This is a genomic window from Bacillus atrophaeus (genome assembly GCF_039519175.1).
GTDB lineage: Bacteria > Bacillota > Bacilli > Bacillales > Bacillaceae > Bacillus > Bacillus atrophaeus.
The window spans coordinates 3,895,330-3,920,358 of record NZ_CP154443.1 but is presented as its reverse complement, the minus strand read 5'-3'; the positions used below and the strand labels follow the sequence as shown (position 1 = coordinate 3,920,358).

The window sequence follows — 25,029 nt, the reverse complement described above, 5'->3', positions numbered from 1 at the left end:
CAGCTTTTTCTTTATTAGTTCTTTGATTTAATTTTTCCGCCCCATTTTTTAAAGCCGCCTTTTAAATTGTAAATTTCCTTGCAGCCGTTTTTGCGGAGTGTTTGAGCAGCACGCCCGCTGCGGACATTGTTTTGGCAGTAAAGATAGACGGGCTTGTCCGGACGGATTTCGCTTTTTCTTTGCTTCAGCTGGGAAAGCGGAATATTTCTGGCGCCTAAAATATGGCCGCCTTCAAATTCATTCGGCTCACGCACATCAATCAGCTGCGCTTTTCGATAACCGGCGCGGAACTCTTCCTCGGTAAGTGTTTTCATAATACGCTGCTGATAAATATAAGAAATCACCATATAGACGATAAACGCAGCAAAAATAATCAGAACAATCATGTTAGACAATGCGATTCTACTCCTTTAGCTTATAAAATCAAAACCATCTTATGTAAAGAGGGCGTAACAGAACGTTTTCGACAAATACTATTATAGTAAAGCACGGGGGGATTGTCATCCTTAATGAAACGAAATATTTTTCATTTTCACAGCGGTTTGATAAACTGATTCTATCAAAACGGTAAAGAAGGGTTTAGAGATGGAAAAAGAAACTTGGCGTTTTATTGATTCAGGGAATGCAAGTCCGGCCTTTAATATGGCGCTTGATGAAGCGCTTTTATATTGGCACAGCGAAAAAAAAATACCTCCGGTGATTCGTTTTTACGGCTGGAATCCGGCGACGCTTTCTGTCGGTTATTTTCAAAATATTAAAAAGGAAATTAATTTTGAAGCGGTACATAAATATAACCTTGGGTTTGTCAGACGACCGACCGGCGGCAGAGGGGTGCTGCATGATAAGGAATTGACATACAGCGTCATTGTGTCAGAAGATCATCCTGAAATGCCGGCAACAGTAACTGAGGCCTATCGGGTGATTTCAGAAGGAATTCTGCAAGGTTTCAGAAATCTCGGGCTTGATGCGTACTTTGCCATTCCGAGAACGGAAAAAGAAAAAGAAAGCTTAAAAAATCCGCGCTCATCCGTCTGCTTTGATGCGCCGTCTTGGTATGAGCTTGTCGTCGAGGGACGTAAGGTGGCCGGCAGCGCGCAAACAAGGCAAAAAGGAGTCATCCTTCAGCACGGCTCCATTTTGCTTGATCTGGATGAAGATAAGCTGTTTGATCTGTTTTTGTATCCGAATGACAGGGTCAGAGAGCGGATGCAGCGTAATTTTAAAAATAAAGCAGTGGCGATTAATGAATTAGCGTCAAATCCGGTGACAATGGATGACGCACGTAAAGCCTTTAAGGCCGGATTTGAAACGGGCCTTGATATTCATCTGGAGCCGTATGAGCTGTCTGAAAAAGAGCTTGAGTTTGTCAACGAACTGGCGGAAACGAAATATGCATCAGATCAGTGGAACTACAAGCGGTAAAAAGACTTTTGAATAAGCCCGGGCATCCTTGTTTTTTCAAGTTCATTAGTGTAAACTTGTAATGATGTATTAAGCTAAGGTGCTTTTTGGGAGGGTTTTGATGACAACACCAAGTATGGAAGATTATATTGAACAGATCTATATGCTGATTGAAGAAAAAGGATATGCAAGAGTTTCTGATATCGCGGAAGCATTGGCAGTCCACCCCTCCTCTGTAACGAAAATGGTTCAAAAACTAGATAAAGACGAGTATTTAATTTATGAAAAATATCGAGGTCTCGTGTTAACGCCTAAAGGGAAAAAAATAGGCAAACGGCTAGTATACAGACATGAATTGCTTGAGCAATTTTTAAGAATCATTGGTGTTGATGAAGAGAAAATATATAACGATGTTGAAGGCATTGAACATCATTTAAGCTGGAACAGCATTGATCGTATCGGCGACCTTGTTCAATATTTTGAAGAAGATGATGTCCGTAAAAAAGAACTGAAATCCGTACAAAAGAAAACAGAGAATCATAATCAGTAAAAGGGCGGTCCCGCTAAGGGGCTGCCTTTTTTATGTGAGCGCCTCAATCCATTCTTTGGTCTATTTTTTCAAGCTTCTTCTTAAAATAGTAATAGACCTTGGGATGGAGGGAGAGGGCAGAGATGTACATTGACGGCGTATTTTCAGGCGGGGGAATAAAAGGTATAGCGCTGGCCGGTGCTTATGAAGCGCTTGAGGAAAAAGGCTTTCGATTTGAAAGGCTTGCCGGTACAAGCGCGGGCGCCATTATTGCTGCTTTCATCGCTTCCGGTTATACAAGTAAGGAAATTAATGCTCTGATTAATGAGGTAGACGGAGAGCAATTATTAGATCAAAGGTATTCATTTTTGCCTTTAAAAATGCTGCAATGGGTGTCAATCTATTGGCGGCTTGGTTTATATAAAGGAGATACGTTAGAAAAATGGATTGCGGATCAGCTGAGAGCGAAAGGCGTCAGAGTGTTCGGGGATCTGAAGAAAGGCTCGCTGCGTTTAATCGCATCTGATCTGACAAACGGAACAATGATTGTGCTTCCAGATGATCTTGGCCGCTACGGCCTAAATCCGGAGCTGTTTCCGGTCGCAAGGGCAGTGCGAATGAGCTGTAGCATCCCATATTTTTTTGAACCGATTAAATTAAAATGCGACGGCGGCACAAGCACTGTCGTTGACGGAGGCGTTTTAAGCAATTTTCCCATCTGGCTTTTTTCCAAAGAGCGAAAGCGTCCTGTCATTGGAGTCACGCTCGCGCCCCATGAAAAGGAACGGCCGAAAAAATCAATCCGGAACGCTTTTGAGCTGTTCGGCGCTTTGTTTGAAACAATGAAAGACGCACATGATGCAAGGCATATTGCCACCCGGTATGAACAAAATATCATTTTTCTCCCGGTTGATCATGTAATGGCGACGGATTTCCATTTGACCCCACAAAAAAAACTAGCCCTGATTGAGCTAGGAAAAAGCCGGACAGAGCTGTTTTTAAAGCAGTGGACCTATTAAAAAAGGGCTCTGTTTTTCTTTTTATTTTTTTTCCCTTCTATGACGGTGAGCTGAGTCTGGCTTTTTTTCTTGAGAATCATCGGCTTTGGTTTGCTGTCGCTTGGAACACTTCGTAAATGGCTCACTCGGTTCTTATGGCCTGCGCGATGTTTCGCTTTTTGGTCCTTAAATCGGCGCCGCGATTGTTTGGCCGCTTTTTTGAAGGAAGCTCCTTCTCGTCCCGCACTTCGATTCATTACATATCGGACAATAAAATAAATAATGATACCCGCAAGGATGACGGTGATCGCCATTTTTACCATTTCTCCGGGATTGGTTACCAAAGCATAGAGGAAACCAAATGCGCCCAGCGCAATGATTACAGCAATAATAGGTTGTACACGATGATTCATAACTGTCCACCTCCGAAAATAATAGCAGGGTAACGGATTTAAATGACAACGTGAGAAGGCTGCCGGTTTTCAGCAGAGATCTCTTCCATTCTAAGAAGCTCATTGAAGCTTTCTATCGCAACTTCGACCTGGTCATCCTTAGGTTCTTTCGTCGTTAAAAGCTGAAGCCAAAGACCGGGATAACCGAGAACCTTCAGTCCGGGAATATGCCGTACTTTGTTCGTCAGCTGCAGTACTTCAAAGGATATGCCCAGTACGACGGGGATTAACGCTACTCGGTCTAAAATACGCACCCAAAGCGGATCTGTCGGAACAAGTAAGTATACAAACATGCCGACAATAATTGTAAATAAGATAAAGCTTGAGCCGCAGCGATAATGGAGCCGGGACTGTTTCTGGACATTTTCAACTGTAATTGGCAAATTCTGTTCATAACAGTTTATGACCTTATGTTCTGCTCCATGATATTGAAAAACTCTTTTAATCAGCGGCGTCATGGACAAAAAGTAAATGTAGCTCAGCAGCAGAATGAGTTTAAACAGGCTTTCAACTGCAATCTGCGCTGTGTCCGATGAAAATACCGGCCTTGTCAGTTCAGCCAAGAATACAGGAACCAATGTAAATACAAATTTGCTAAACAAGAACGATAAGACGCCGATTGCCGCAATGCTGAAAAACATAGACAATCCTGATCCCTTTTTTTCTTCTTTCTCGAGTGTTTCATCATCAGCAGGGTCAAGCTCATAGCGTTCACTTGAAAAATTCAAATGTTTCGTTCCGTTTGCGCTGGCTTCGATAATAGCCAAGATGCCTCTTAAAAAAGGAATCTTTTTAAACGCAGCGAGCTTTGTATCGGCTTTTCTGGGAAGCTTAAAAAAATCAATGCTTCCGTCATTTCTTCTGATGGCTGTTACGTAATTTCGTTTTCCGCCAAACATCACGCCTTCTACAACTGCCTGCCCTCCATATGCGGGGGGATTCTTTTGTTTTGACATATCATCAACCTGCCTATTTCTTTAGGATTACTAACCATTTCCTTTCACTCTATTGTACAGGAAACAGCTGTAAACCTCTAGATTGACAAGCTTAAAATTTGTCATAGCGAAAAGCTAATTCTACAGACAGTATACCCAAAATCAGACGATTTACTCTTTCATTTTAAAATGTGTAAGCTTTTTTAATTGACATTTTATTTTTGGGGCACACTGTAAGTGGAGGTGCCGTTATGACGAAAACAGAACATCATGAAGAAGCAGAGCAAAATCAGCAGGACCTTCCTGTTTCCATCACCGGGCGGATTGTCGGAACAGGTTTTACAGGCGGAATTTTATGGAGTTTAGTCGGTTATCTTTTTTATCTGTTTCATTTTTCGGAAATCAGTCCCAATATGCTGCTGCAGCCGTTTGTGCTTGGAGAATGGAAGAAGCAGGCTTTAGGCACATGGGTCAGCATTATTTTGATTGGCGTGATATCAATCGGCGCGGCATTTCTTTATTTTGTTTGCTTTAAACGTTTTAAAACGATGTGGCCTGGTTTAATTTATGGGGCACTTTTGTGGCTGCTTGTCTTTTTCGTTTTTAATCCGATTTTTCCCGATGTCCGCGGCGTAACCGAGCTGAAGTCGGATACGGTGGTGACTACGTTTTGTCTGTATTTGCTTTACGGCATGTTTGTCGGATATTCTATTTCGTTTGAGTACAATGAACTGAATTCCGATAAGCTCGCGCGTGCGCTCGGCTCACCGAGAGAATAGTGTATAATCCCTTTCCGGTATGGTAAAATGTTCACGAGAAGTGAACATTTTCATCGCTTTTAGAACATAACGGAAGGAGAGGTACATGTGGCTCATTATTTAATATTGAACGGGCCGAATGTGAATCGGCTGGGAAAACGCGAGCCGGCTGTATTCGGAAATGACACATTAACGGATTTGGAGACGGGTCTGTTTCAATTTGCTGAAGCCGTACAGATTCAGCTTACTTTTTTTCAATCGAATCATGAAGGTGATTTGATTGATGCCATTCACGAAGCAGAAGGCCAATATGACGGTATAGTGCTGAATCCGGGTGCTCTCAGCCATTACAGCTACGCGATCAGAGATGCTGTTTCGAGCATCAGCCTTCCTGTTATTGAAGTGCACTTATCTAATTTATACGCCAGAGAGGAATTCAGGCATCAATCAGTTATCGCTCCTGCAGTGAAAGGCCGGATTATCGGCCTTGGATTTGAAGGCTATAAGCTTGCCGTTCGTTATCTATTGAATCAGCAAGGGGGAGAATGAGATATGAAACTGGAGAAATTACGCAATCTTTTCAAACAGCTGGGGATTGACGGACTGCTTATAACCAGCGGAACGAATTTACAGTATATGACGGGCTTTACGGGATCAGCCGGGCTTGCCGTCATATCGGAAGAACGCGCGGCGTTTATTACCGATTTTCGGTATACGGAACAGGCTAAAGCCCAAGTAAAGGGATTTGAAATCATTGAACACGGCGGAAGTTTGATTCAGACTGCTGCTGATACGATTAATGATTTTGGCATTGCAAAGCTTGGTTTTGAACAAAACAGCATGACGTACGGGACATATGCGTCATACCATGCGGTTGTGAACGGCGCGGAATTAGTGCCGGTTGCGGAATCGGTGGAAAAGTTGCGCTTGATTAAGTCTGATGAAGAGATTAAGATATTAGAGGAAGCTGCGAAGATTGCAGATGATGCTTTTCATCATATCTTAACGTTTATCAAACCCGGCATATCCGAAATATCTGTTGCCAATGAGCTTGAATTCTTTATGAGAAGCCAGGGGGCTGACAGCTCTTCTTTTGATATGATTGTCGCGTCGGGCCTTCGGTCAAGCCTTCCTCACGGAGTGGCGAGTGAAAAATTGATCGAAAGCGGAGATTTTGTCACGCTTGATTTCGGCGCTTATTATAAAGGATACTGTTCTGATATTACACGCACCATTGCGGTAGGCGAGCCGAGCGATAAACTGAAAGACATCTACCAGGTTGTATTCGACGCCCAGGCGCTTGGCGTTCAGCACATCAAGCCGGGCATGACGGGCAAAGAGGCAGATGCATTGACAAGGGATCATATTACTGCAAAAGGCTACGGCCAGTATTTTGGCCATTCGACAGGGCATGGGCTCGGCATGGAAGTTCACGAGTCACCGGGTTTATCTGCAAGGTCTTCGGCTGTTCTTGAGCCTGGCATGATTGTCACGGTTGAGCCTGGCATTTACATACCGGAAACGGGCGGCGTCAGAATCGAAGATGACATTGTCATTACAGAGAACGGATGCCGGACGATCACCCATTCCCCTAAAGAATTAATTATTTTGTGATTGGATATATAGGAGGACTTGAACATGATTTCAGTTAACGATTTTCGTACAGGATTAACAATCGAAGTGGACGGCGGCATTTGGCGCGTCGTTGATTTCCAGCACGTGAAACCGGGAAAAGGCGCGGCATTTGTCCGTTCTAAACTGCGCAACCTGCGTACCGGCGCTATTCAGGAAAAAACATTCCGCGCAGGTGAAAAAGTAGCCAAGGCGCAAATTGAAACGAAAACAATGCAATACTTATACGCAAATGGAGACCAGCACGTATTTATGGACACAAGTTCATACGAACAGCTTGAGCTGAGCGCTTCTCAAATTGAATATGAATTAAAATATTTACTCGAAAACATGTCTGTACATATCATGATGTATGAAACTGAAACACTCGGAATTGAGCTTCCGAACACGGTTGAGCTGAAAGTTGTGGAAACAGAACCCGGAATTAAGGGCGATACAGCTTCAGGCGGAACAAAGCCTGCCAAAACAGAGACAGGACTTGTTGTAAACGTACCGTTCTTTGTGAACGAAGGCGATACGCTTGTTGTCAACACAACAGACGGATCTTACGTGTCAAGAGCGTAGGACGAAAGCAGAAAGCCTGCTCCTGATTAAGGGGCAGGCTTTTTTGTCATAAAGAACTCTTTAAGACCGGCTCCCTTTAAGGAACCGGCTTTTTTTATGCGCAAAACCGAATCTTTCTTTTATACGAAGATACCAAGACTACTTCCTTGAGATAGAGCATATAGTATAAAAAAAGCGGGAGGTTAAGAGATTGCTATGAGATTCTTTCTTGGTCAAATCAATTCTACTGTTTTAACAATGGCTGGTTTAAGAGTTTTATCTTCATTAATTGAACTGACGGCGGCCATTGTGATGCTGGTGACAAACGATGTCAGAAAGGCGGTTGTGGTCAACAGTATCCTTGCGATTGTCGGGCCATTAATCTTTATCATTACAATGACCGTCGGGATCTACCAAATTGCGGGGCAGCTTTCGTATGCCAAGCTGATTTTTATCTTTATCGGCGTTGTGTTCATTTTGGCTGGTGTCCATAAATAGCATGAGGACTTGTCATAAAGTCTGCCTCTTGTCATACATTTTTAAAGAAGCCAATCGGTGAAAAAGGAGGAGGCTCTTTTGAATGAAATTGCAGAGGTTCTCCCTGAATCCATGAGAAATGCCCTTTCCGGCATTCCGGAACATGAACGGCTGCAAATAGAGGAAATCAGAATCCGGACAGAACGTCCAGTAGAACTGATCAGAAGCGGACAACCTCTCTTTCTGTCCTATATATGCACCGCAGAAGACGCGCATCTTATCTTAAGCCGGCTGAGCAATTACAGCATGTATACGCTGGAAGAAGAGCTTAAGAAAGGATATGTAACCATCAGAGGCGGCCACAGAGTCGGACTGGCAGGAAGAGTTATCGTAGAAAACGGCAGTGTAAAGGGGCTTCGTGACATCGCGTCCTTTAACATACGGATTGCCCGGCAAAAGCTTCATATCGCGAATGAATTAGTGCCGTTTCTTTTTAAAGAGAATTGGCTGAACACGCTGATCATCGGTCCCCCGCAAACAGGAAAAACGACGCTTCTGCGGGATCTTGCCAGACTTTCAAGCAGCGGCATAAATAAAATTCCGGCAAAAAAGACCGGCATTGTTGATGAACGTTCAGAAATTGCCGGCTGTCTGCGCGGCATACCCCAGCATCAATTCGGTCAGCGAATCGACGTATTGGACGCGTGTCCGAAAGCGGAAGGACTTATGATGATGATTCGTTCGATGAGTCCCGAGGTTATCATTGTTGATGAAATCGGCAGAATGGAAGATTCAGAGGCCATCTTGGAAGCGCTACATGCCGGTGTTTCCGTTATTGTGTCCGCTCATGGCTGGACGATATCAGACTTAATGAAAAGGCCGTCGCTGAAGCTGTTATGGGAGGAAAAGGCGTTCGACCGTTATGTTGAACTATCAAGGCGCAAGGGGCCAGGCACGGTAAACCAGATGTACGACAGAGACGGAAAGGCGCTTTCGCCGAGCCGGGGTGTAAAGTCATGCTGAAGCTGTTAGGCGCTGTTTTGATACTGGCGGCGACGACATGGACAGGTTTTGAAGCAGCGAAGATTTATACGGAAAGACCGCGGCAAATCCGCCAGCTCCGGGCAGCCCTGCAATCACTCGAGGCTGAAATCATGTACGGGCACACACCGCTTCATACAGCCTCACAGCAAATCGCAAAGCAGCTTGCCAAGCCCGTTTCATGTTTATTCGACTCCTTCAGCAAACAGCTGGATAGAGGAAGTGATTCAGCAAAAACCGCTTGGGAGCAAAGTTTAAAGAAAGTCTGGAACACCATGTCTATGAAAAAAAGCGAATATGATGTCCTGAAGCAATTTGGGGAGACGCTCGGGCTGCACGACAGAGTCTCCCAGCAAAAGCATATCAAGCTGGCGCTTAACCACTTGGAAGCGGCAGAAACAGACGCCGAACGGGCGCAAGCGAAAAATGAAAAAATGCTGAAAAGCTTAGGATTTTTAGCCGGATTATTACTCATTCTTCTATTGATGTAAACATGAGGGGAGCAAAAATAAAATGGGAGTAGACGTAAATGTGATTTTCCAAATCGCCGGAGTCGGAATCGTGGTCGCTTTTTTACACACCATCCTGGACCAAATGGGGAAAAAAGAGTATGCCCAATGGGTAACGCTTCTTGGCTTTATCTACATTTTATTTATGGTGGCGACGATCGTTGATGACCTATTTAAAAAGATAAAAGCTGTGTTTTTATTTCAAGGATAGGGGGGCTTACAGATTGACATCGTTCAAATTGTAGGTTTAGGGCTGATCGCCACATTCCTCTCCTTAATCGTGAAAGAACAAAAGCCGACATTCGCTTTTCTGATTGTCGTGTTTGCGGGCTGTGTCATTTTTTTGTATCTGGTGGATCAAATCTATGACATCATCAGAATGATTGAAAAAATAGCAGTAAATGCCAATGTGAATATGGTCTATGTCGAAACCATTTTGAAAATTATCGGAATCGCCTATATCGCGGAATTCGGGGCGCAGCTCACAAAAGATGCCGGGCAGGGAGCCATCGCCTCAAAAATTGAGCTCGCGGGGAAGGTCCTGATCCTCGTGATGGCTGTTCCTATTTTAACAGTGATTATTGAAACGATTCTCGGACTTATCCCTTCAATGTCATGACAGGAAAGGAGGCGGGAGGCTGAATGAAGCGCTTTCGATGGATACTTGCTCTTGCGGCCGTTTTGATTTTTTGTCAAACGGAAAGTGTACAGGCTCTTCAGGATACGGAAGAAACCGCAGGAAGTGCTGATAAAGCGGATGAATTGGTGAAACAGCAGGCAGAGGCACTTGAAACCGACAGCATCGGTGAATTTTGGGATGACATCATGTCCGAATATGGCGGGCTGCTCCCTGAAAGCCAAAAAGGAAGTTTACTTGAATTTATGAATGGCGAAAAATCGTTTTCTCCGCAAGAATGGCTGAAGGCACTTTTTTCTTATTTATTTCATGAAGTGCTCGCAAATGGAAAACTCCTCGGCACTTTGATTTTACTCACCATTTTCTGTGTCATTCTTCAGATGCTGCAAAATGCGTTTCAGCAAAGCACGGTCAGCAAGGTCGCCTACTCGATTGTATATATGGTCTTGATTATCCTTGCACTGAACAGTTTTCATGTAGCGATCACTTATGCCAGCGAGGCCATTCAAACGATGACCAGTTTTATACTCGCCCTCATTCCGATGCTTTTGGCGCTGATGGCTTCCTCTGGTGGAGCAGTATCGGCAGCCTTCTTTCATCCCGTTATTCTCTTTTTAATGAATACAAGCGGTTTGCTGATCCAAAATATTGTGATGCCGCTGATCTTCTTGTCTGCAATTTTAAGCATTGTCAGCACAATGACGGATCAATACAAGGTAACGCAGCTTGCCGGTCTTCTAAGAAAAATTGCAATCGGAGCCCTCGCCGTCTTTTTAACTATCTTTCTTGGCGTGATCTCCGTTCAAGGCACCTCAGCCGCCGTTACAGACGGCATTACGCTGCGAACGGCTAAATTTATAACCGGAAACTTCATCCCCGTGCTTGGAAGAATGTTTACAGATGCCACCGATACAGTGATCAGCGCCTCCCTCCTTTTGAAAAATACGGTAGGCATCATCGGTGTCGCCATATTAATTTGCATCGCAGCCTTTCCTGCGATAAAAGTGCTTTCACTGGCTTTCATTTATAAACTGGCAGCCGCAATTTTGCAGCCGCTCGGAGGCGGGCCGGTTATTACCTGCCTGGATGTTATCAGCAGAAGCGTTCTCTATATTTTTGCGGCCCTCGCCATTGTTTCTCTCATGTTTTTCTTGAGCATAACCGTAATCATAACAGCAGGAAACCTTACCATGATGATGAAGTAAAGGAGGCTTCAAGGATGAGCTTTTTGACCGAATGGCTGACGAGTATCGTCTTATTCATCTTATTTGCGATTGTGATTGACATGCTGCTGCCCAACTCAAGCATGCAAAAATACGCAAAAATGGTGGTCAGTCTGCTGTTAATCGTTGTGATGCTCAATCCGATTTTTAAGCTTTTTAAAACAGACCCCGAAGTGATCTTTGAGTATCTGACGGAAAACGGCCAATCCCAATCAGCTGACATAAAAAATCATATCAATTCTGAAAAAAAAGAAATACAAGCCACACAGCGTGCATATATTTTAGAAGAAATGGCTGTCCAATTAAAAAAGAAAGCGGAGGAGACGTTCAGTCATGATGCCTACAAGATAGAGAAACTCAATGTCTCGGCAGGAGCAAAGGTAGATTCAGAAGAGGATATAACAGAAATCAGCGTGCATATGGCCCCGGCTTCTGAAAAAACCGTTCAAACGATCGCACCGATTCACATCAACACGGACAAGACATATGAATCAGCAGACACCGCAGAAAAAAAAGAAGCAGAAAAAGTCAAAAAAGAGCTATCGGAAATATGGGAAATCGGCAGTGAGAAAATTACGGTTTATATGGAAGGCGGGGAGAGAAACGGCAATGAATAAAAACGGATTGTGGCATGTTCTGAAAAAACAGTTGCTTCCGGGGCAAGCGAAAGACGGCGAAAAGCCCAAGCTGACCAAATATCATTACTTTCTGTTTGTGTTTGTACTCGGTGTATCCTTTATGCTTGTCAGTCAGCTCTTTTCTTCATCTCAGAAAGCCGGAAAAGACACGGCTGAATCAGCTTCAGCCGCAACATCAGCGGACCCTGCGGGGAGCGACGCAAAAACAGCCGCTGTTTTCAAAACCTCTAAAGCTGATGAGCCTAAAAACTCCATTGACGATTACGAAAAAGAATACGAGAACCAGCTGAAAGAAATTCTTGAAACGATCATCGGCGTGGAAGATGTCTCAGTTGTCGTCAATGTGGATTCAACTTCCCTGAAAGTTTTTGAAAAAAATAAATCAAGCAAAAATACCACAACGGAAGAAACCGATAAAGAAGGCGGCAAAAGAAGCGTGACCGATCAAACATCTGAGGAAGAAATCGTGATGATACGCAATGGCGACCAAGAAACCCCGGTTGTCGTTCAGACAAAAAAACCTGACATACGCGGTGTACTCGTTGTCGCTCAAGGAGTGGACAACGTTCAAATAAAAAAAACCATCATTGAAGCAGTGACCAGAGTGCTGGATGTTCCAAGCCACCGGGTCGCAGTTGCCCCTAAAAAAATGAAGGAGGATTCATAAATTATGCTGAAAAAACAAACTGTTTGGCTATTAACAATGCTCAGTCTCGTAGTGGTACTAAGTGTCTACTACATTATGTCGCCGGAAAGCAAAAACGCTGTGAAAATGGAAAGCGCCTCTGGCAGCGGAGAAGTGGCTAAAGAGGAAAAACCAAAAGAGGAAGATAATCAAGATAAAACTGATACGAAAACAGAAGAAGAGAAGGGAACAAAGGATTCTAAATCAACCGAAGACAAAGAAACCTCTGCTGAAGCAAGCGGAAAGGACGGCACAGTTGTAACAGAGACAGCTGACGATGATCTCTTCACAACATACCGCCTTGATATGGAAGACGCCAGAAGCAAAGAGAGAGAAGAGCTGAATGCCATCGTTTCAAGCGACGATGCGACAGCGAAGGAAAAAAGCGAAGCATATGACAAAATGACAGCGCTCAGTGAAGCGGAAGGAACGGAAAAACAGCTTGAAACGTTGATCAAAACAAAAGGTTACGAAGACGCGCTGGTTAACGCAGAAGGCGATAAAATTAACATTACAGTCAAATCGGATAAGCATTCATCATCAAAAGCGTCTGCGATCATCGACCTTGTCGCCAAAGAGATGAAAAGTATGAAAGACGTCGCCGTCACATTCGAGCCGTCAAAATAATGGAAGCTAAAACACGCCCGCATATACTGCGGGCTTTTTTTTGGCATTCATGAAACAGTTGAATTCAAAAGCCCTCTCCTGTAAGATAAACATAGTATGAACTTTTAGTAGTAACCTATAAAAATTGAAATTTAATACATAGGAGTGCGATTACATGTTAAATCTCAAAGAAATCCACGAACTTATAAAACGAATTGACGAATCATCCATTGATGAATTCACTTATGAAAACGAAGGCGTCACTTTAAAACTGAAAAAGCATGAGGCAGGAACCGTTCAAGTGATGCAGCAGGCGCCTGCAGCGCCTGTTCAGGCACAGGCTCCGCAGGTGGCAAGTCCGGAGGCGGGGGCAGCTCCTGCTCAGGAAGCTCCGAAACATGATGAAAACCTTCACCAAATCAAGTCGCCGATGGTAGGAACATTCTATTCTTCTTCTTCACCTGAAGCGGGTGCTTATGTGTCAGCAGGCTCAAAAGTAAGTGAAAACACTGTGGTCTGCATCGTCGAAGCGATGAAGCTCTTTAACGAAATAGAAGCGGAAGTTAAAGGGGAAATTGTTGAAGTATTAGCGGAAAACGGCCAGCTGGTTGAATACGGACAACCTCTATTTCTTGTAAGAGCAGAGTAAGGAGATATATATCATGATAAAAAAGCTATTGATCGCGAACAGAGGAGAAATTGCTGTCAGAATCATCAGAGCCTGCAAAGAGCTCGGCATTGAGACTGTGGCTGTTTATTCAGAAGCTGATAAAGAAGCCCTGCATGTGCAAATGGCTGATGAAGCTTTTTGCATCGGGCCAAAAGCTTCAAAAGACAGCTATTTAAATGTGACCAATATCGTCAGTGTCGCTAAGCTGACCGGTACCGACGCTATTCATCCGGGATATGGATTTTTAGCTGAAAACGCGGACTTCGCCGAACTGTGCGAAGAAGTAAATGTCACGTTTGTAGGACCTAGTGCGGACGCCATTTCAAAAATGGGGACAAAAGATGTGGCAAGGGAAACAATGAAGCTTGCGGGTGTTCCGATTGTTCCCGGTTCACAAGGTATTATAAATAATGCGGAAGAAGCGGTTTCGCTTGCGGGTGAAATTGGGTATCCTGTTATTATAAAAGCAACTGCAGGCGGGGGCGGAAAAGGAATCAGGGTCGCCCGCACTGAAGAAGAGCTGATTAACGGCATCAAGATTACCCAGCAGGAAGCCGCAACGGCATTCGGGAATCCAGGTGTTTACATCGAAAAATACATAGAAGATTTCCGGCATGTTGAAATTCAGGTGCTGGCCGATAACTATGGAAATACGATTCATCTGGGCGAACGTGACTGCTCTATCCAAAGACGTCTTCAGAAGCTATTGGAAGAAACCCCGTCTCCGGCGCTCGACTCCGAGATCAGGGAGCAAATGGGAGATGCAGCTGTTAAAGCAGCAAAAGCGGTTGGATATACAGGCGCAGGCACAGTCGAATTTATCTATGATTACAGAGAACAGCGCTACTACTTCATGGAAATGAACACGAGAATTCAAGTAGAGCACCCGGTCACTGAAATGGTGACAGGAACCGATCTGATTAAGGAACAAATTAAGGTGGCATCAGGCATAGAGCTGAGCCTCAAACAAGAAGACGTCACGTTTGACGGCTGGGCCATCGAATGCCGTATTAACGCTGAAAATCCAAGTAAAAATTTCATGCCATCAGCTGGTAAAATTAAAATGTACCTGCCGCCGGGCGGTCTCGGTGTCCGAGTGGATTCCGCGGCATACCCGGGCTACTCTATTCCTCCATACTACGACAGCATGATTGCGAAAGTCATCACATACGGCAAGTCGAGAGATGAAGCAATTGCCCGCATGAAGCGCGCATTGAGCGAATTTGTCATAGAAGGCGTGGAAACGACGATTCCGTTCCATTTAAAACTGCTTGAACACGAAACATTTGTAAGCGGAGAGTTTAATACAAAATTTTTAGAAACATATGATGTAATGGGCTCATAATTTTTGCGGAGGTGAAATGAATGAAAGACAACAGCTTGCTTAAAATGGATCACGACGATACACATTTGGGTAAGGTTGAGATTGCCCCGGAAGTCATTGAGGTTATTGCCGGAATCGCCGCGTCCGAGGTTGAGGGCGTCGCAGAAATGCGGGGAAACTTTGCGACCGGTGTCGTGGAACGCTTTGGTAAAATCAATCACGGCAAAGGTGTTAAAGTGGATCTGGCAGATGACGGAATCACGATTGATGTTTACTGTGTAGTCTCTTTCGGCATTTCCATCCCGAAAGTCGCTGCAGCGGTTCAGGAAAACATTCGACAAACCTTATTAAATATGACGTCTCTTACAATCAACGAAATTAATATTCACATCGTCGGCATTCAATTTGACACGAAAGCCCAAGAAGTCGAAATCGACGAAGAAATGTAAATGGCTTTACTGAAAACCAAGGGGATGGGCGGCCCTTTGGTTTTTTTACACGTTACCCAGTATTTCAAGCATGAAGAAAGCCGGCTCATGGCAGCCGAGTTTCTTCATGTTCGTGAAATCCGAATGATAATGTAAAGGTTGATGAGAATATTCGGTAATAGGGTGAAAAACCTTGATTTCAATATGCGGATGAGAAAAAAATATGTTATGATCTCTTTATGGCTTAACGACAAGCGGATAAAGAGGATCAAAGGAGAAAGAAAATGAAAAGAAGAACAGCAAGAGAAAAAGCTTTGCAGGCACTATTTCAAATTGATGTCAGCGACATTGCACCGAATGAAGCCATTGAGCATGCGCTTGATGACCAAAAAACCGATCCGTTCTTTGAAGAACTGGTGTACGGTGTGATTGACCACCAAGTTCAGCTTGATGAGATGATTTCCAAGCATCTGGTGAATTGGAAGCTTGATCGAATTGCCAATGTGGACCGTGCGGTTTTGCGATTAGCGGTTTATGAGATGGTGTATGTAGAAGACATTCCTGTCAATGTGTCTATGAACGAAGCAATCGAGCTGGCAAAGCGTTTTGGTGATGACAAAGCAACAAAATTCGTAAACGGGGTTCTTTCTAACATTAAATCTGATATTGAACAATCATAGGAGGAAAGAAAATGACTGCAACAATCATCGACGGAAAAGAAACGGCAAAAGAAAAACGCGAACAACTGGCAAAAGAGGTAGAAGAGCTTAAACAGCAAGGCGTCACACCGGGCCTGGCGGTTATTCTGATCGGAGATGATCCTGCTTCTCATTCTTACGTGCGGGGAAAGAAAAAAGCCGCTGAAACAATGGGAATGAACTTTAAGCTTGATCAATTTGACAGCAGTCTTACAGAAGCTGAACTGCTTTCTATTATTGACCGGTACAATCAAGATCCTGAATTCCACGGAATCCTTGTTCAGCTCCCGCTGCCAGATCATATTTCAGAAAAAGCGGTCATTGAGCGTATTTCTCCGGATAAGGATGTTGACGGCTTTCATCCGCTAAATGTGGGGAAGATGCTGCTTGGCGAGGATACATTTCTCCCTTGTACGCCCCATGGGATTGTTGAACTTTTGAAGAAAACCAATATAGATCTTTCCGGTAAAGAGGTTGTTGTAGTCGGCCGAAGCAATATTGTCGGCAAACCGGTCGGACAGCTTTTGCTGAATGAAAATGCGACCGTCACATATTGCCATTCAAGAACAAAAAATATGTCCGAGCATACAAAAAAAGCGGACATCTTGGTGGTAGCAGTCGGTAAAGCCAACTTCATCACGGCGGACCAGATTAAAGAAGGTGCCATTGTGATTGATGTCGGCGTCAACCGATTGGAAAGCGGCAAGCTTTGCGGAGATGTGGCGTTTGACGAGGCAAAGGAAAAAGCTTCCTTTATTACACCTGTTCCCGGCGGAGTCGGTCCGATGACCATTACGATGCTTGCGCATAATACTGTAAAATCTGCGAAACGTACGTTATCATAGATAACTGGAGAGAGTCATTTGCCGGCGGGCTGTTTTTTGACAGCCTGTCGGGATGAACTTAGCACCTTACCCGCTTCTAAGGCTTGCTGCCCAAAAGCGGGTTTTCTTTAGTTGTGGTGAGTAAGATGTTACTGAAACGAGAGGAGTTCGAAACATGAGTGAAGCAGCGTATGTAACCGTCTCGGCGCTGACAAAGTATATAAAGCGAAAATTCGATGTCGATCCTCATCTTGAAGATATTTGGATTAAAGGGGAACTATCGAACGTTAAAATACATACAAGAGGCCATATTTATTTTACCTTAAAAGACGAAAACGCCCGGATGCAGTCCGTGATGTTTGCTCGGCAAAGCGCGCGCCTTCCCTTCAAGCCGGAAAGCGGAATGAAGGTATTGGTCAGAGGCGGCATTTCAGTTTACGAGCCGAGCGGGAATTATCAGCTATATGCAAAAGAAATGCAGCCGGACGGGGTTGGGGCGCTGTATTTGGCTTATGAAGAACTAAAGAAAAAGCTTGCCAATGAAGGCTTATTTGATGAACGGCACAAAAAAACAATCCCCGCTTTTCCAGCCACGATCGGGGTTGTGACATCTCCGACGGGTGCAGCCGTCAGAGACGTTATAACAACTCTTAAAAGAAGATATCCCCTTGTGAAAATCATTGTCCTTCCAGCGCTCGTTCAGGGCGAAAACGCGAGCCGATCAATAGTAAAGCGCATTGAAGAGGCGAATGAAAAACAGGTGTGCGACGTGTTAATTGTCGGCAGAGGCGGCGGTTCGATCGAGGAACTGTGGGCCTTTAATGAAGAAATCGTAGCCCGCTCGATTTTTTCTTCAAGAATACCGATTATTTCGGCGGTCGGGCATGAAACCGATTTTACTATCAGTGATTTTGTGGCGGATATAAGAGCAGCCACACCGACCGGAGCGGCTGAAATCGCCGTACCGCATACAACGGACTTAATCGAACGCATTAAAACAGCGGAAGTCAGAATCACTCGAGCGATGCAGCAGCATATCAGCCAGAAAAAAGAACGCATTCAAACGCTTCAATCTTCATATGCGTTCCGATTCCCGAAACGTCTGTATGCCCAAAAAGAACAGCAGTTTGACCTTGCGTACCAGCAATTTCAGACACAGCTGACCTCCCTTTTTGAGCGGAAAAACAGACAGCTGGAACGTGAAACCTACCGGCTGGCGGCTCTGCATCCTCATGAACAGCTTAAACAAGCCAGAAAAAGACACGAGGACCGGACCAATCAACTGACAAGAAGCATGAATATCCAAATAAAGCAGCTTCATTCGCAGTTTCAAACGGTTCTTGGTAAACTGAATGCATTAAGCCCGCTTCAGGTAATGGAAAGAGGATACAGCCTTGCCTATAAAGAAGATGAGCTCATAAAAAGCATCAGCCAGGTTGAAGAAAATGATCAGCTTGAAGTGAAACTGAAGGACGGCGTGTTGACATGTGAAGTACTGGAAAGGAGAGGCGAAGCAAAATGACAGAAAAGAAAAAAGATGAAAATATCACATTTGAAGAGGCAATGAAAGGGCTGGAGGGCATTGTCGCAAAGCTTGAAGAAGGAGATGTGCCGTTAGAGCAGGCAATCACTTACTTTCAAGAAGGCATGGCTCTTTCAAAAATGTGCCATGAAAAGCTGCAAAAAGTAGAAAAACAAATGGATTTTATTTTAAAAGAAGATGGAGAATTGGCACCTTTCAGCGTTCAGGAGGAAGACGAAGGTGGCAAATAAATTTGAACAATTTTTAGCGGAACGCAAAAATGTCATCGAACAGCAACTTTCCGTGTACACTGAACGTCTAAATATGCCGGACTCGCTAAAAAAATCAATGCTTTATTCCCTCGAAGCCGGAGGAAAGCGGCTCCGTCCGGTTGTTGTATTAGCCGTATTGCATGCATACGGAAAAAGTGAAAAGGATGGCATTCCGGTCGGCTGCGCCGTCGAAATGATTCATACATATTCCTTAATCCATGATGATCTTCCATGTATGGATGACGATGATTTGCGCAGAGGAAAACCGACAAATCATAAAGTGTTCGGAGAAGCAACGGCTGTATTGGCGGGTGACGGGCTGCTTACAGAAAGCTTTAAGCTGATTACCTCCCACGTATCAGAAGACGTCTCTGCCGATAAACGGCTCCGTCTTGTGAATGAATTGATTTCCGCAGCCGGCACTGAAGGAATGGTTGGCGGACAAATCGCCGATATGGAAGCTGAAAGCAAATCAGTTTCACTTGAAGAACTGGAATCCATCCATGAACGAAAAACGGCTAAACTGCTTGCATTTTCTGTCATGGCAGGTGCGATTTTGGCCGATGCGCCGGAGAATGAAATTGAAACCCTGCGCGCCTTCAGCAGCCATATCGGCATCGGCTTTCAAATACGGGATGACATCTTAGATCTGGAAGGCAATGAAGAAAAAATCGGAAAACGCGTCGGTTCAGATACGACGAACGACAAATCGACCTATCCGTCATTGCTTTCATTAGATGGCGCCAAAAACAAGCTTGCCGATCACATGAAAGCGGCTAAGGATCTTATTAGCGGACTTTCTCTGCAAAAAGAGCTTTTGTATGATCTCTGTGATTTAATTGCCGCAAGAGACCATTAAAACCATCCGTATTTGAAGGGATTATGGCTGATATGGTAAAATGTAAGCAGTTTCGATCACATCCAGAATTGGCTGCGGGCGAAGTTGAAAAAAGAAGAGCAGCTTTTTTGTCTTTTTTTATGCCGCTAAAAGTTTGCATCCAGGCATTTAAGGCAAAAGACATGATATATTTGCAGAAATTCATGCTGAAAGTGAGTTGATCCGTTTTGGATCTTTTATCAATACAGGACCCATCATTTTTAAAAAACATGACCAATGATGAATTAGAGAAATTAAGTGATGACATCCGCCGCTTTTTAATTACGTCATTATCGGCTTCAGGCGGACACATCGGGCCGAATTTAGGAGTTGTCGAACTTACAATCGCTTTGCATAAGGAATTCGACAGCCCGAAAGATAAATTTTTATGGGATGTCGGACACCAGTCTTATGTCCATAAGCTGTTAACCGGGCGGGGAAAAGAATTTGAAACGCTGCGCCAGTACAAAGGGCTTTGCGGCTTCCCGAAACGAAGTGAAAGCGAGCATGACGTTTGGGAAACCGGACACAGCTCAACTTCTTTATCCGGCGCAATGGGAATGGCAGCCGCCCGTGATATTAAGGGATCAGATGAATACATCATCCCGATTATCGGAGACGGGGCGCTGACCGGCGGTATGGCTCTTGAAGCGTTGAACCATATCGGACATGAGAAAAAAGATATGATTGTGATATTAAACGATAACGAAATGAGCATTGCTCCGAATGTCGGCGCCATTCATTCCATGCTTGGACGCCTTCGTACAGCAGGCAAATACCAATGGGTTAAGGATGAGCTTGAATATATGTTTAAGCGGATTCCTGCAGTTGGCGGAAAGCTTGCCGCTACAGCGGAACGAATTAAAGACAGTCTGAAGTATATGCTCGTCTCCGGCATGTTTTTTGAGGAGCTGGGATTTACGTACTTAGGACCGGTTGACGGACATTCCTATACTGAGCTATTTGAGAACCTTCAATACGCCAAGAAAACAAAAGGGCCCGTTCTTTTGCATGTGATCACCAAAAAAGGAAAAGGATATAAGCCTGCTGAAACGGACACTGTCGGTACGTGGCATGGCACAGGCCCTTATAAAATCAATACAGGGGACTTTCTCAAACCGAAAGCGGCTGCACCTTCTTGGAGCGGGCTTGTCAGCGGCACGGTTCAGGAGCTTGCTCGAAACGATGAAAGAATCGTTGCCATTACGCCGGCCATGCCGGTCGGTTCGAAGCTTGAAGGCTTTGCGAAAGAATTCCCTGAACGTATGTTTGACGTAGGGATCGCCGAACAGCACGCCGCAACCATGGCAGCTGCCATGGCTTTACAAGGAATGAAACCGTTCCTTGCCATTTATTCGACATTCCTGCAGCGTGCGTATGACCAGGTCGTTCATGACATTTGCCGCCAGAACGCAAATGTCTTTATCGGAATAGACCGCGCCGGATTAGTCGGGGCAGACGGAGAAACGCACCAAGGTGTATTTGATATCGCCTTTATGCGCCACATCCCGAATATAGTCTTGATGATGCCGAAAGATGAAAACGAAGGACGGCATATGGTTCAGACAGCGATCAGCTACGATGACGGTCCGATTGCCATGCGGTTCCCGCGCGGAAACGGGCTTGGCGTGAAGATGGATGAAAAACTTCAGACCATTCCGATTGGCTCATGGGAAGTGCTGCGTCCGGGAACTGACGCGGTCATCCTGACGTTTGGAACAACCATTGAAATGGCTCTTGAAGCAGCGGAAGAACTGCAAAAAGAAGGCCGTTCGGTACGTGTTGTCAACGCTCGTTTTATTAAGCCGATTGATAAAAAAATGATGAAGGATATACTCGGGGAAGGCCTTCCGATTTTAACCATTGAAGAAGCGGTCTTAGAAGGCGGATTCGGCAGCTCTATTTTGGAATTTGCTCAGGAACAGGGGATGTACCATACCCCGATCGACCGTATGGGTATACCGGATCAATTTATTGAACACGGCAGCGTCACAGCGCTTCTTGAAGAAATCGGCCTGACAAAACAGCAGGCGGCAAACCGTCTCAGATTATTGACACCGAGAAAGACGCATAAAGGAATTGGATCATGACAGCAAAGAAAGAACGATTAGATGTGTTATTAGTTGAAAGAGGGTTAATGGAAACGCGTGAAAAAGCAAAACGGGCCATTATGGCCGGCATCGTGTATTCCAATGAAAATCGACTGGACAAACCCGGTGAAAAAATTGAACGCGACCTTCCGTTAACCGTAAAAGGCAATCCGCTGAAATATGTGAGCAGAGGCGGCTTAAAACTCGAAAAAGCGTTGCAGGAATTTCCTGTTTCCGTTGAAGGCAAGATAATGATTGATGTCGGCTCCTCAACCGGAGGCTTTACAGACTGCGCTCTTCAAAACGGAGCCAAACAATCGTATGCGGTTGATGTAGGCTACAATCAGCTTGCATGGAAACTTCGGCAGGATGAACGGGTCGTTGTTATGGAACGCACCAATTTTCGATACGCAACCGCCGCTGACTTTACAAAAGGACTGCCGGAATTCGCCACAATTGATGTTTCTTTTATCTCATTGCGGCTGATTCTCCCTGTGTTAAAAACCTTGCTTGTATCAGGAAGCGATTGTATCGCGCTTGTTAAGCCGCAGTTTGAAGCGGGACGGGAATCTGTAGGAAAAAAAGGCATCGTCCGAGACCCCAAGGTGCATATGGAAGTGCTTCAGCGCATGATCCGGTTTGCAGCGGCTGAGGGCTATGTGTGCAAAGGCCTGTCATTTTCACCAATTACCGGAGGAGACGGGAACATTGAATTCCTTCTTCACCTGTATTGGGACGGAGACGGACAAGACGGGATTGAGCTGTCAGAGGAAGCGATCAGCCTGACTGTGAGTGAGGCACATAAAACGTTAAAAGAAAAAAAAGCAGAAGTTCCGGAATAATAGTGCGCTATTATTCCTTTTTTCTGCATTCGTGTACTTTTTTTAAGGAATCATATAACATAGAATGAACAGAAAAGCTGTAAAACTGAGGTGCTTACATGAATAAAGGCCAGAGGCATATTAAGATCAGAGAGATCATTACCAGCAATGAAATTGAAACACAGGATGAACTAGTCGACATCCTTAAGCAAGACGGGTACAAGGTAACACAGGCGACCGTTTCCCGCGATATAAAAGAACTTCATCTTGTAAAGGTGCCGACGAATAACGGTTCCTATAAATACAGTCTTCCGGCTGACCAGCGTTTCAATCCGCTTTCCAAGCTGAAACGGTCGCTGATGGACGCCTTCGTTAAAATTGATTCTGCGAGCCATATGATTGTGCTCAAAACAATGCCGGGCAATGCGCAGGCAATCGGCGCGCTTATGGACAACTTGGATTGGGATGAAATCATGGGCACCATTTGCGGAGACGACACCATATTAATCATTTGCCGGACGCCTGATGATACCGACGGCGTAAAAAGCCGCCTGTTGGAGCTTCTGTAGCGTAAATTTTATAATGATAAGAGGTGTAATGCTGTTTGTTAGCTGAACTATCAATAAAAAACTTTGCCATTATAGAAGAATTGACGGTTTCTTTTGAACGGGGGCTGACTGTATTAACGGGAGAAACCGGTGCCGGTAAATCCATTATTATTGATGCCATTTCTCTTCTTGTCGGAGGCCGTGGATCGTCTGAATTTGTCAGGTACGGCGAAACAAAAGCTGAACTTGAAGGGCTGTTTCTTTTAGAAAGCGGACATCCTGTTTTTGAGGTGTGCCATGAACAGGGGATTGATGTATCAGATGATATGATTGTGTTGAGGCGTGATATAAATTCCAGCGGAAAAAGCGTGTGCCGCGTCAATGGTAAGCTTGTTACAATTGCAGCGCTAAGGGAAATCGGCAGGCTCTTATTAGATATCCACGGGCAGCACGATAATCAGCTGCTGATGGAAGACGATAAGCATCTTCAGTTGTTGGACAAGTTTGCCGGAGAAGAAGCTGACAGCGCGCTCCATGCTTATCGGGAAGGTTATCAGCGTTACATGAAGGTACTGAAAAAACTTAGGCAGCTGTCTGAAAGCGAGCAGGAAATGGCCCACCGGCTGGATTTGATTCAATTCCAGCTGGATGAAATTGAATCAGCGGGTCTGGAACTGAATGAAGACGATATTCTGCAAGAGGAACGCCTGCAAATTTCAAACTTCGAAAAGATTTATGAGGCGCTGCAAAATGCTTATAACGCGCTTCGAAATGAGCAGGGCGGATTGGACTGGGTCGGCATGGCGTCAAGCCAGCTTGACGATATATCCGACATCAATGAACCGCTGCAAAAACTTTCTGAAAGTGTCTCTAACTCCTATTATCTGCTTGAAGATTCTACATTTCAAATGAGAAACATGCTGGATGAGCTTGAGTACGATCCGGAGCGTTTGAATTTTATTGAAACCCGCTTAAATGAGATCAAGCAGCTGAAACGTAAATACGGCGCTACTGTAGAAGACATTTTGGAATACGCTTCAAAAATTGAAGAAGAGATTGACCAAATCCAAAACAGAGACAGCCACCTTCAAACGCTTAAGCAGGAGCTGGATTCTGTCGGTAAAGATGTGGCGGTAGAAGCGGCAAACGTCTCAAAAATCAGAAAAGCGTGGGCGAAAAAGCTGGCTGTTCAAATTCAGCAGGAGCTGAAAAGCCTTTATATGGAGAAGTCAACATTTGATACAGAATTTCTTATCAGGACGGCATCGCGCAATGAAGAAGCTCCGATTGTAAACGGACAGCCGGTCCAACTGACTGATCAAGGAATAGATATAGTGAAGTTTCTGATCTCGACCAATACGGGCGAACCGCTAAAACCGCTTTCTAAAGTAGCATCTGGCGGAGAGTTGTCGAGGGTGATGCTTGCGTTGAAAAGCATCTTTTCCTCACAGCAGGATGTAACGTCAATCATCTTTGACGAAGTCGATACAGGAGTCAGCGGAAGAGTCGCTCAGGCGATCGCCGAAAAGATTCATAAGGTGTCAATGGGATCACAAGTGCTTTGCATCACCCATCTGCCTCAGGTCGCCGCTATGGCGGATACCCATCTTTTAATTGCCAAAGAATCAAAAGACGGAAGAACAACAACTCATGTCACTCCGCTGTCAAAGCAGGAAAAGGTGGCGGAAATCGGCCGGATGATTGCCGGAGTCGAAGTGACCGATCTGACCAAACGGCATGCGAAGGAACTTTTAAAACAAGCCAATCAGGTGAAAACGACAGGATAAGCTGCTCTTTTACGGGCAGCTTATTTTTTTTATGGCATTTTTCGCGCAGGACATCCATTCCTTTATCAGTTTATCCAATGTTTTTCTTAATATGCCAGTTATAA

Annotated in this window: 31 protein-coding genes; 28 read left to right on the top strand and 3 right to left on the bottom strand. The window is 44.6% G+C overall.

Going from position 1 to position 25,029, the window contains the following annotated elements; genetic code table 11:
* Positions 1-14: 14 nt before the first annotated feature.
* A complete protein-coding gene (locus tag AAHT65_RS19680) occupies positions 15-395 on the bottom strand; it encodes a rhodanese-like domain-containing protein (RefSeq protein WP_003325448.1) in 381 nt (126 codons plus the stop codon).
* 190 nt (positions 396-585) lie between these two features.
* On the opposite strand from AAHT65_RS19680, the gene AAHT65_RS19675 reads away from it, so the two are divergent.
* The 3 genes from AAHT65_RS19675 (at position 586) to AAHT65_RS19665 (ending at position 2,949) form a co-directional block, all read left to right on the top strand.
* Positions 586-1,422, top strand: coding sequence for a lipoate--protein ligase family protein (locus tag AAHT65_RS19675; protein ID WP_003325449.1), 837 nt, complete (start codon positions 586-588; stop codon positions 1,420-1,422).
* Between the two features lie 100 nt (positions 1,423-1,522).
* Positions 1,523-1,951, top strand: a complete 429-nt coding sequence (gene mntR, locus AAHT65_RS19670) for a transcriptional regulator MntR (RefSeq protein WP_003325451.1) — start codon at positions 1,523-1,525, stop codon at positions 1,949-1,951.
* Between the two features lie 122 nt (positions 1,952-2,073).
* Positions 2,074-2,949, top strand: coding sequence for a patatin-like phospholipase family protein (locus AAHT65_RS19665; protein ID WP_106271006.1), 876 nt, complete (start codon positions 2,074-2,076; stop codon positions 2,947-2,949).
* On the opposite strand, the gene AAHT65_RS19660 is transcribed toward AAHT65_RS19665, so the two are convergent.
* Together AAHT65_RS19660 and AAHT65_RS19655 are read right to left on the bottom strand one after the other, a co-directional pair.
* Positions 2,946-3,341: an SA1362 family protein gene (locus AAHT65_RS19660; protein WP_010789190.1), complete on the bottom strand. Its 396-nt coding sequence runs from the start codon at positions 3,339-3,341 to the stop codon at positions 2,946-2,948. The two genes, AAHT65_RS19665 and AAHT65_RS19660, sit on opposite strands and share 4 nt — an antisense overlap.
* A 38-nt stretch (positions 3,342-3,379) precedes the next feature.
* A complete protein-coding gene (locus tag AAHT65_RS19655) occupies positions 3,380-4,336 on the bottom strand; it encodes a DUF1385 domain-containing protein (protein WP_010789189.1) in 957 nt (318 codons plus the stop codon).
* Positions 4,337-4,566: 230 nt separating this feature from the next.
* On the opposite strand from AAHT65_RS19655, the gene AAHT65_RS19650 reads away from it, so the two are divergent.
* The 25 genes from AAHT65_RS19650 to recN all read left to right on the top strand — a co-directional run bounded on the left by AAHT65_RS19650 (position 4,567) and on the right by recN (position 24,925).
* Positions 4,567-5,094 carry a YqhR family membrane protein gene (locus AAHT65_RS19650; RefSeq protein ID WP_088117561.1) on the top strand — a complete coding sequence of 176 codons (528 nt, stop codon included), beginning with the start codon at positions 4,567-4,569 and terminating at the stop codon, positions 5,092-5,094.
* Positions 5,095-5,181: 87 nt separating this feature from the next.
* Positions 5,182-5,622, top strand: a complete 441-nt coding sequence (gene aroQ / locus AAHT65_RS19645; RefSeq protein ID WP_003325456.1) for a type II 3-dehydroquinate dehydratase — start codon at positions 5,182-5,184, stop codon at positions 5,620-5,622.
* A gap of 3 nt (positions 5,623-5,625) precedes the next feature.
* On the top strand, positions 5,626-6,687 hold the full coding sequence (locus AAHT65_RS19640) for a M24 family metallopeptidase (RefSeq protein WP_094232406.1): 1,062 nt from the start codon (positions 5,626-5,628) through the stop codon (positions 6,685-6,687).
* Positions 6,688-6,711: 24 nt separating this feature from the next.
* Positions 6,712-7,269, top strand: a complete 558-nt coding sequence (gene efp, locus AAHT65_RS19635; protein WP_003325458.1) for an elongation factor P — start codon at positions 6,712-6,714, stop codon at positions 7,267-7,269.
* 195 nt (positions 7,270-7,464) lie between these two features.
* Positions 7,465-7,746, top strand: a complete 282-nt coding sequence (locus AAHT65_RS19630) for a YqhV family protein (protein WP_003325459.1) — start codon at positions 7,465-7,467, stop codon at positions 7,744-7,746.
* Positions 7,747-7,824: 78 nt separating this feature from the next.
* On the top strand, positions 7,825-8,748 hold the full coding sequence (gene spoIIIAA / locus AAHT65_RS19625) for a stage III sporulation protein AA (RefSeq protein ID WP_003325460.1): 924 nt from the start codon (positions 7,825-7,827) through the stop codon (positions 8,746-8,748).
* Positions 8,742-9,257, top strand: a complete 516-nt coding sequence (gene spoIIIAB / locus AAHT65_RS19620) for a stage III sporulation protein SpoIIIAB (protein WP_063638534.1) — start codon at positions 8,742-8,744, stop codon at positions 9,255-9,257. The genes spoIIIAA and spoIIIAB overlap by 7 nt, the downstream gene beginning before the upstream one ends.
* 22 nt (positions 9,258-9,279) lie before the next feature.
* A complete protein-coding gene (spoIIIAC, locus tag AAHT65_RS19615; RefSeq protein ID WP_003153142.1) occupies positions 9,280-9,486 on the top strand; it encodes a stage III sporulation protein AC in 207 nt (68 codons plus the stop codon).
* Between the two features lie 12 nt (positions 9,487-9,498).
* The gene (spoIIIAD, locus tag AAHT65_RS19610; RefSeq protein ID WP_080288967.1) at positions 9,499-9,894 is read left to right on the top strand and encodes a stage III sporulation protein AD; all 396 of its coding nucleotides are present in this window, start codon (positions 9,499-9,501) and stop codon (positions 9,892-9,894) included.
* Between the two features lie 23 nt (positions 9,895-9,917).
* The gene (gene spoIIIAE / locus AAHT65_RS19605) at positions 9,918-11,117 is read left to right on the top strand and encodes a stage III sporulation protein AE (protein WP_088117558.1); all 1,200 of its coding nucleotides are present in this window, start codon (positions 9,918-9,920) and stop codon (positions 11,115-11,117) included.
* Between the two features lie 14 nt (positions 11,118-11,131).
* Positions 11,132-11,752, top strand: a complete 621-nt coding sequence (gene spoIIIAF / locus AAHT65_RS19600; RefSeq protein WP_013390598.1) for a stage III sporulation protein AF — start codon at positions 11,132-11,134, stop codon at positions 11,750-11,752.
* Positions 11,745-12,440, top strand: coding sequence for a stage III sporulation protein AG (gene spoIIIAG, locus AAHT65_RS19595; RefSeq protein ID WP_010789180.1), 696 nt, complete (start codon positions 11,745-11,747; stop codon positions 12,438-12,440). Before spoIIIAF ends, spoIIIAG begins: the two co-directional genes overlap by 8 nt.
* 3 nt (positions 12,441-12,443) lie before the next feature.
* Positions 12,444-13,085, top strand: a complete 642-nt coding sequence (locus AAHT65_RS19590) for a SpoIIIAH-like family protein (RefSeq protein WP_003325467.1) — start codon at positions 12,444-12,446, stop codon at positions 13,083-13,085.
* A gap of 154 nt (positions 13,086-13,239) precedes the next feature.
* Positions 13,240-13,713, top strand: a complete 474-nt coding sequence (gene accB, locus AAHT65_RS19585) for an acetyl-CoA carboxylase biotin carboxyl carrier protein (protein WP_151290448.1) — start codon at positions 13,240-13,242, stop codon at positions 13,711-13,713.
* A 13-nt stretch (positions 13,714-13,726) separates the two neighbouring features.
* A complete protein-coding gene (accC, locus tag AAHT65_RS19580; RefSeq protein ID WP_003325469.1) occupies positions 13,727-15,079 on the top strand; it encodes an acetyl-CoA carboxylase biotin carboxylase subunit in 1,353 nt (450 codons plus the stop codon).
* Positions 15,080-15,099: 20 nt separating this feature from the next.
* Positions 15,100-15,507, top strand: a complete 408-nt coding sequence (gene yqhY, locus AAHT65_RS19575) for a fatty acid biosynthesis protein YqhY (RefSeq protein WP_003325471.1) — start codon at positions 15,100-15,102, stop codon at positions 15,505-15,507.
* Between the two features lie 263 nt (positions 15,508-15,770).
* Positions 15,771-16,166 carry a transcription antitermination factor NusB gene (gene nusB, locus AAHT65_RS19570; RefSeq protein ID WP_003325473.1) on the top strand — a complete coding sequence of 132 codons (396 nt, stop codon included), beginning with the start codon at positions 15,771-15,773 and terminating at the stop codon, positions 16,164-16,166.
* Positions 16,167-16,177: 11 nt separating this feature from the next.
* Positions 16,178-17,029, top strand: a complete 852-nt coding sequence (folD, locus tag AAHT65_RS19565; RefSeq protein WP_010789179.1) for a bifunctional methylenetetrahydrofolate dehydrogenase/methenyltetrahydrofolate cyclohydrolase FolD — start codon at positions 16,178-16,180, stop codon at positions 17,027-17,029.
* Positions 17,030-17,183: 154 nt separating this feature from the next.
* The gene (gene xseA / locus AAHT65_RS19560) at positions 17,184-18,530 is read left to right on the top strand and encodes an exodeoxyribonuclease VII large subunit (RefSeq protein ID WP_088117556.1); all 1,347 of its coding nucleotides are present in this window, start codon (positions 17,184-17,186) and stop codon (positions 18,528-18,530) included.
* Positions 18,527-18,781: an exodeoxyribonuclease VII small subunit gene (locus tag AAHT65_RS19555; protein WP_003325476.1), complete on the top strand. Its 255-nt coding sequence runs from the start codon at positions 18,527-18,529 to the stop codon at positions 18,779-18,781. Before xseA ends, AAHT65_RS19555 begins: the two co-directional genes overlap by 4 nt.
* On the top strand, positions 18,771-19,661 hold the full coding sequence (locus AAHT65_RS19550; protein ID WP_010789177.1) for a polyprenyl synthetase family protein: 891 nt from the start codon (positions 18,771-18,773) through the stop codon (positions 19,659-19,661). Before AAHT65_RS19555 ends, AAHT65_RS19550 begins: the two co-directional genes overlap by 11 nt.
* 206 nt (positions 19,662-19,867) lie before the next feature.
* Positions 19,868-21,769 (top strand): 1-deoxy-D-xylulose-5-phosphate synthase, encoded by a 1,902-nt coding sequence (gene dxs / locus AAHT65_RS19545; protein ID WP_003325478.1) that lies wholly within the window; start codon positions 19,868-19,870, stop codon positions 21,767-21,769.
* Complete coding sequence (locus AAHT65_RS19540) at positions 21,766-22,611, top strand: TlyA family RNA methyltransferase (RefSeq protein ID WP_106360549.1); 846 nt, start codon at positions 21,766-21,768, stop codon at positions 22,609-22,611. The genes dxs and AAHT65_RS19540 overlap by 4 nt, the downstream gene beginning before the upstream one ends.
* Positions 22,612-22,709: 98 nt before the next feature.
* Complete coding sequence (gene argR, locus AAHT65_RS19535; protein WP_003325480.1) at positions 22,710-23,159, top strand: arginine repressor ArgR; 450 nt, start codon at positions 22,710-22,712, stop codon at positions 23,157-23,159.
* Positions 23,160-23,194: 35 nt separating this feature from the next.
* Entirely contained in the window at positions 23,195-24,925 is a 1,731-nt protein-coding gene (gene recN, locus AAHT65_RS19530; RefSeq protein ID WP_088117554.1) for a DNA repair protein RecN, read from the top strand.
* Positions 24,926-25,029 lie beyond the last annotated feature (104 nt).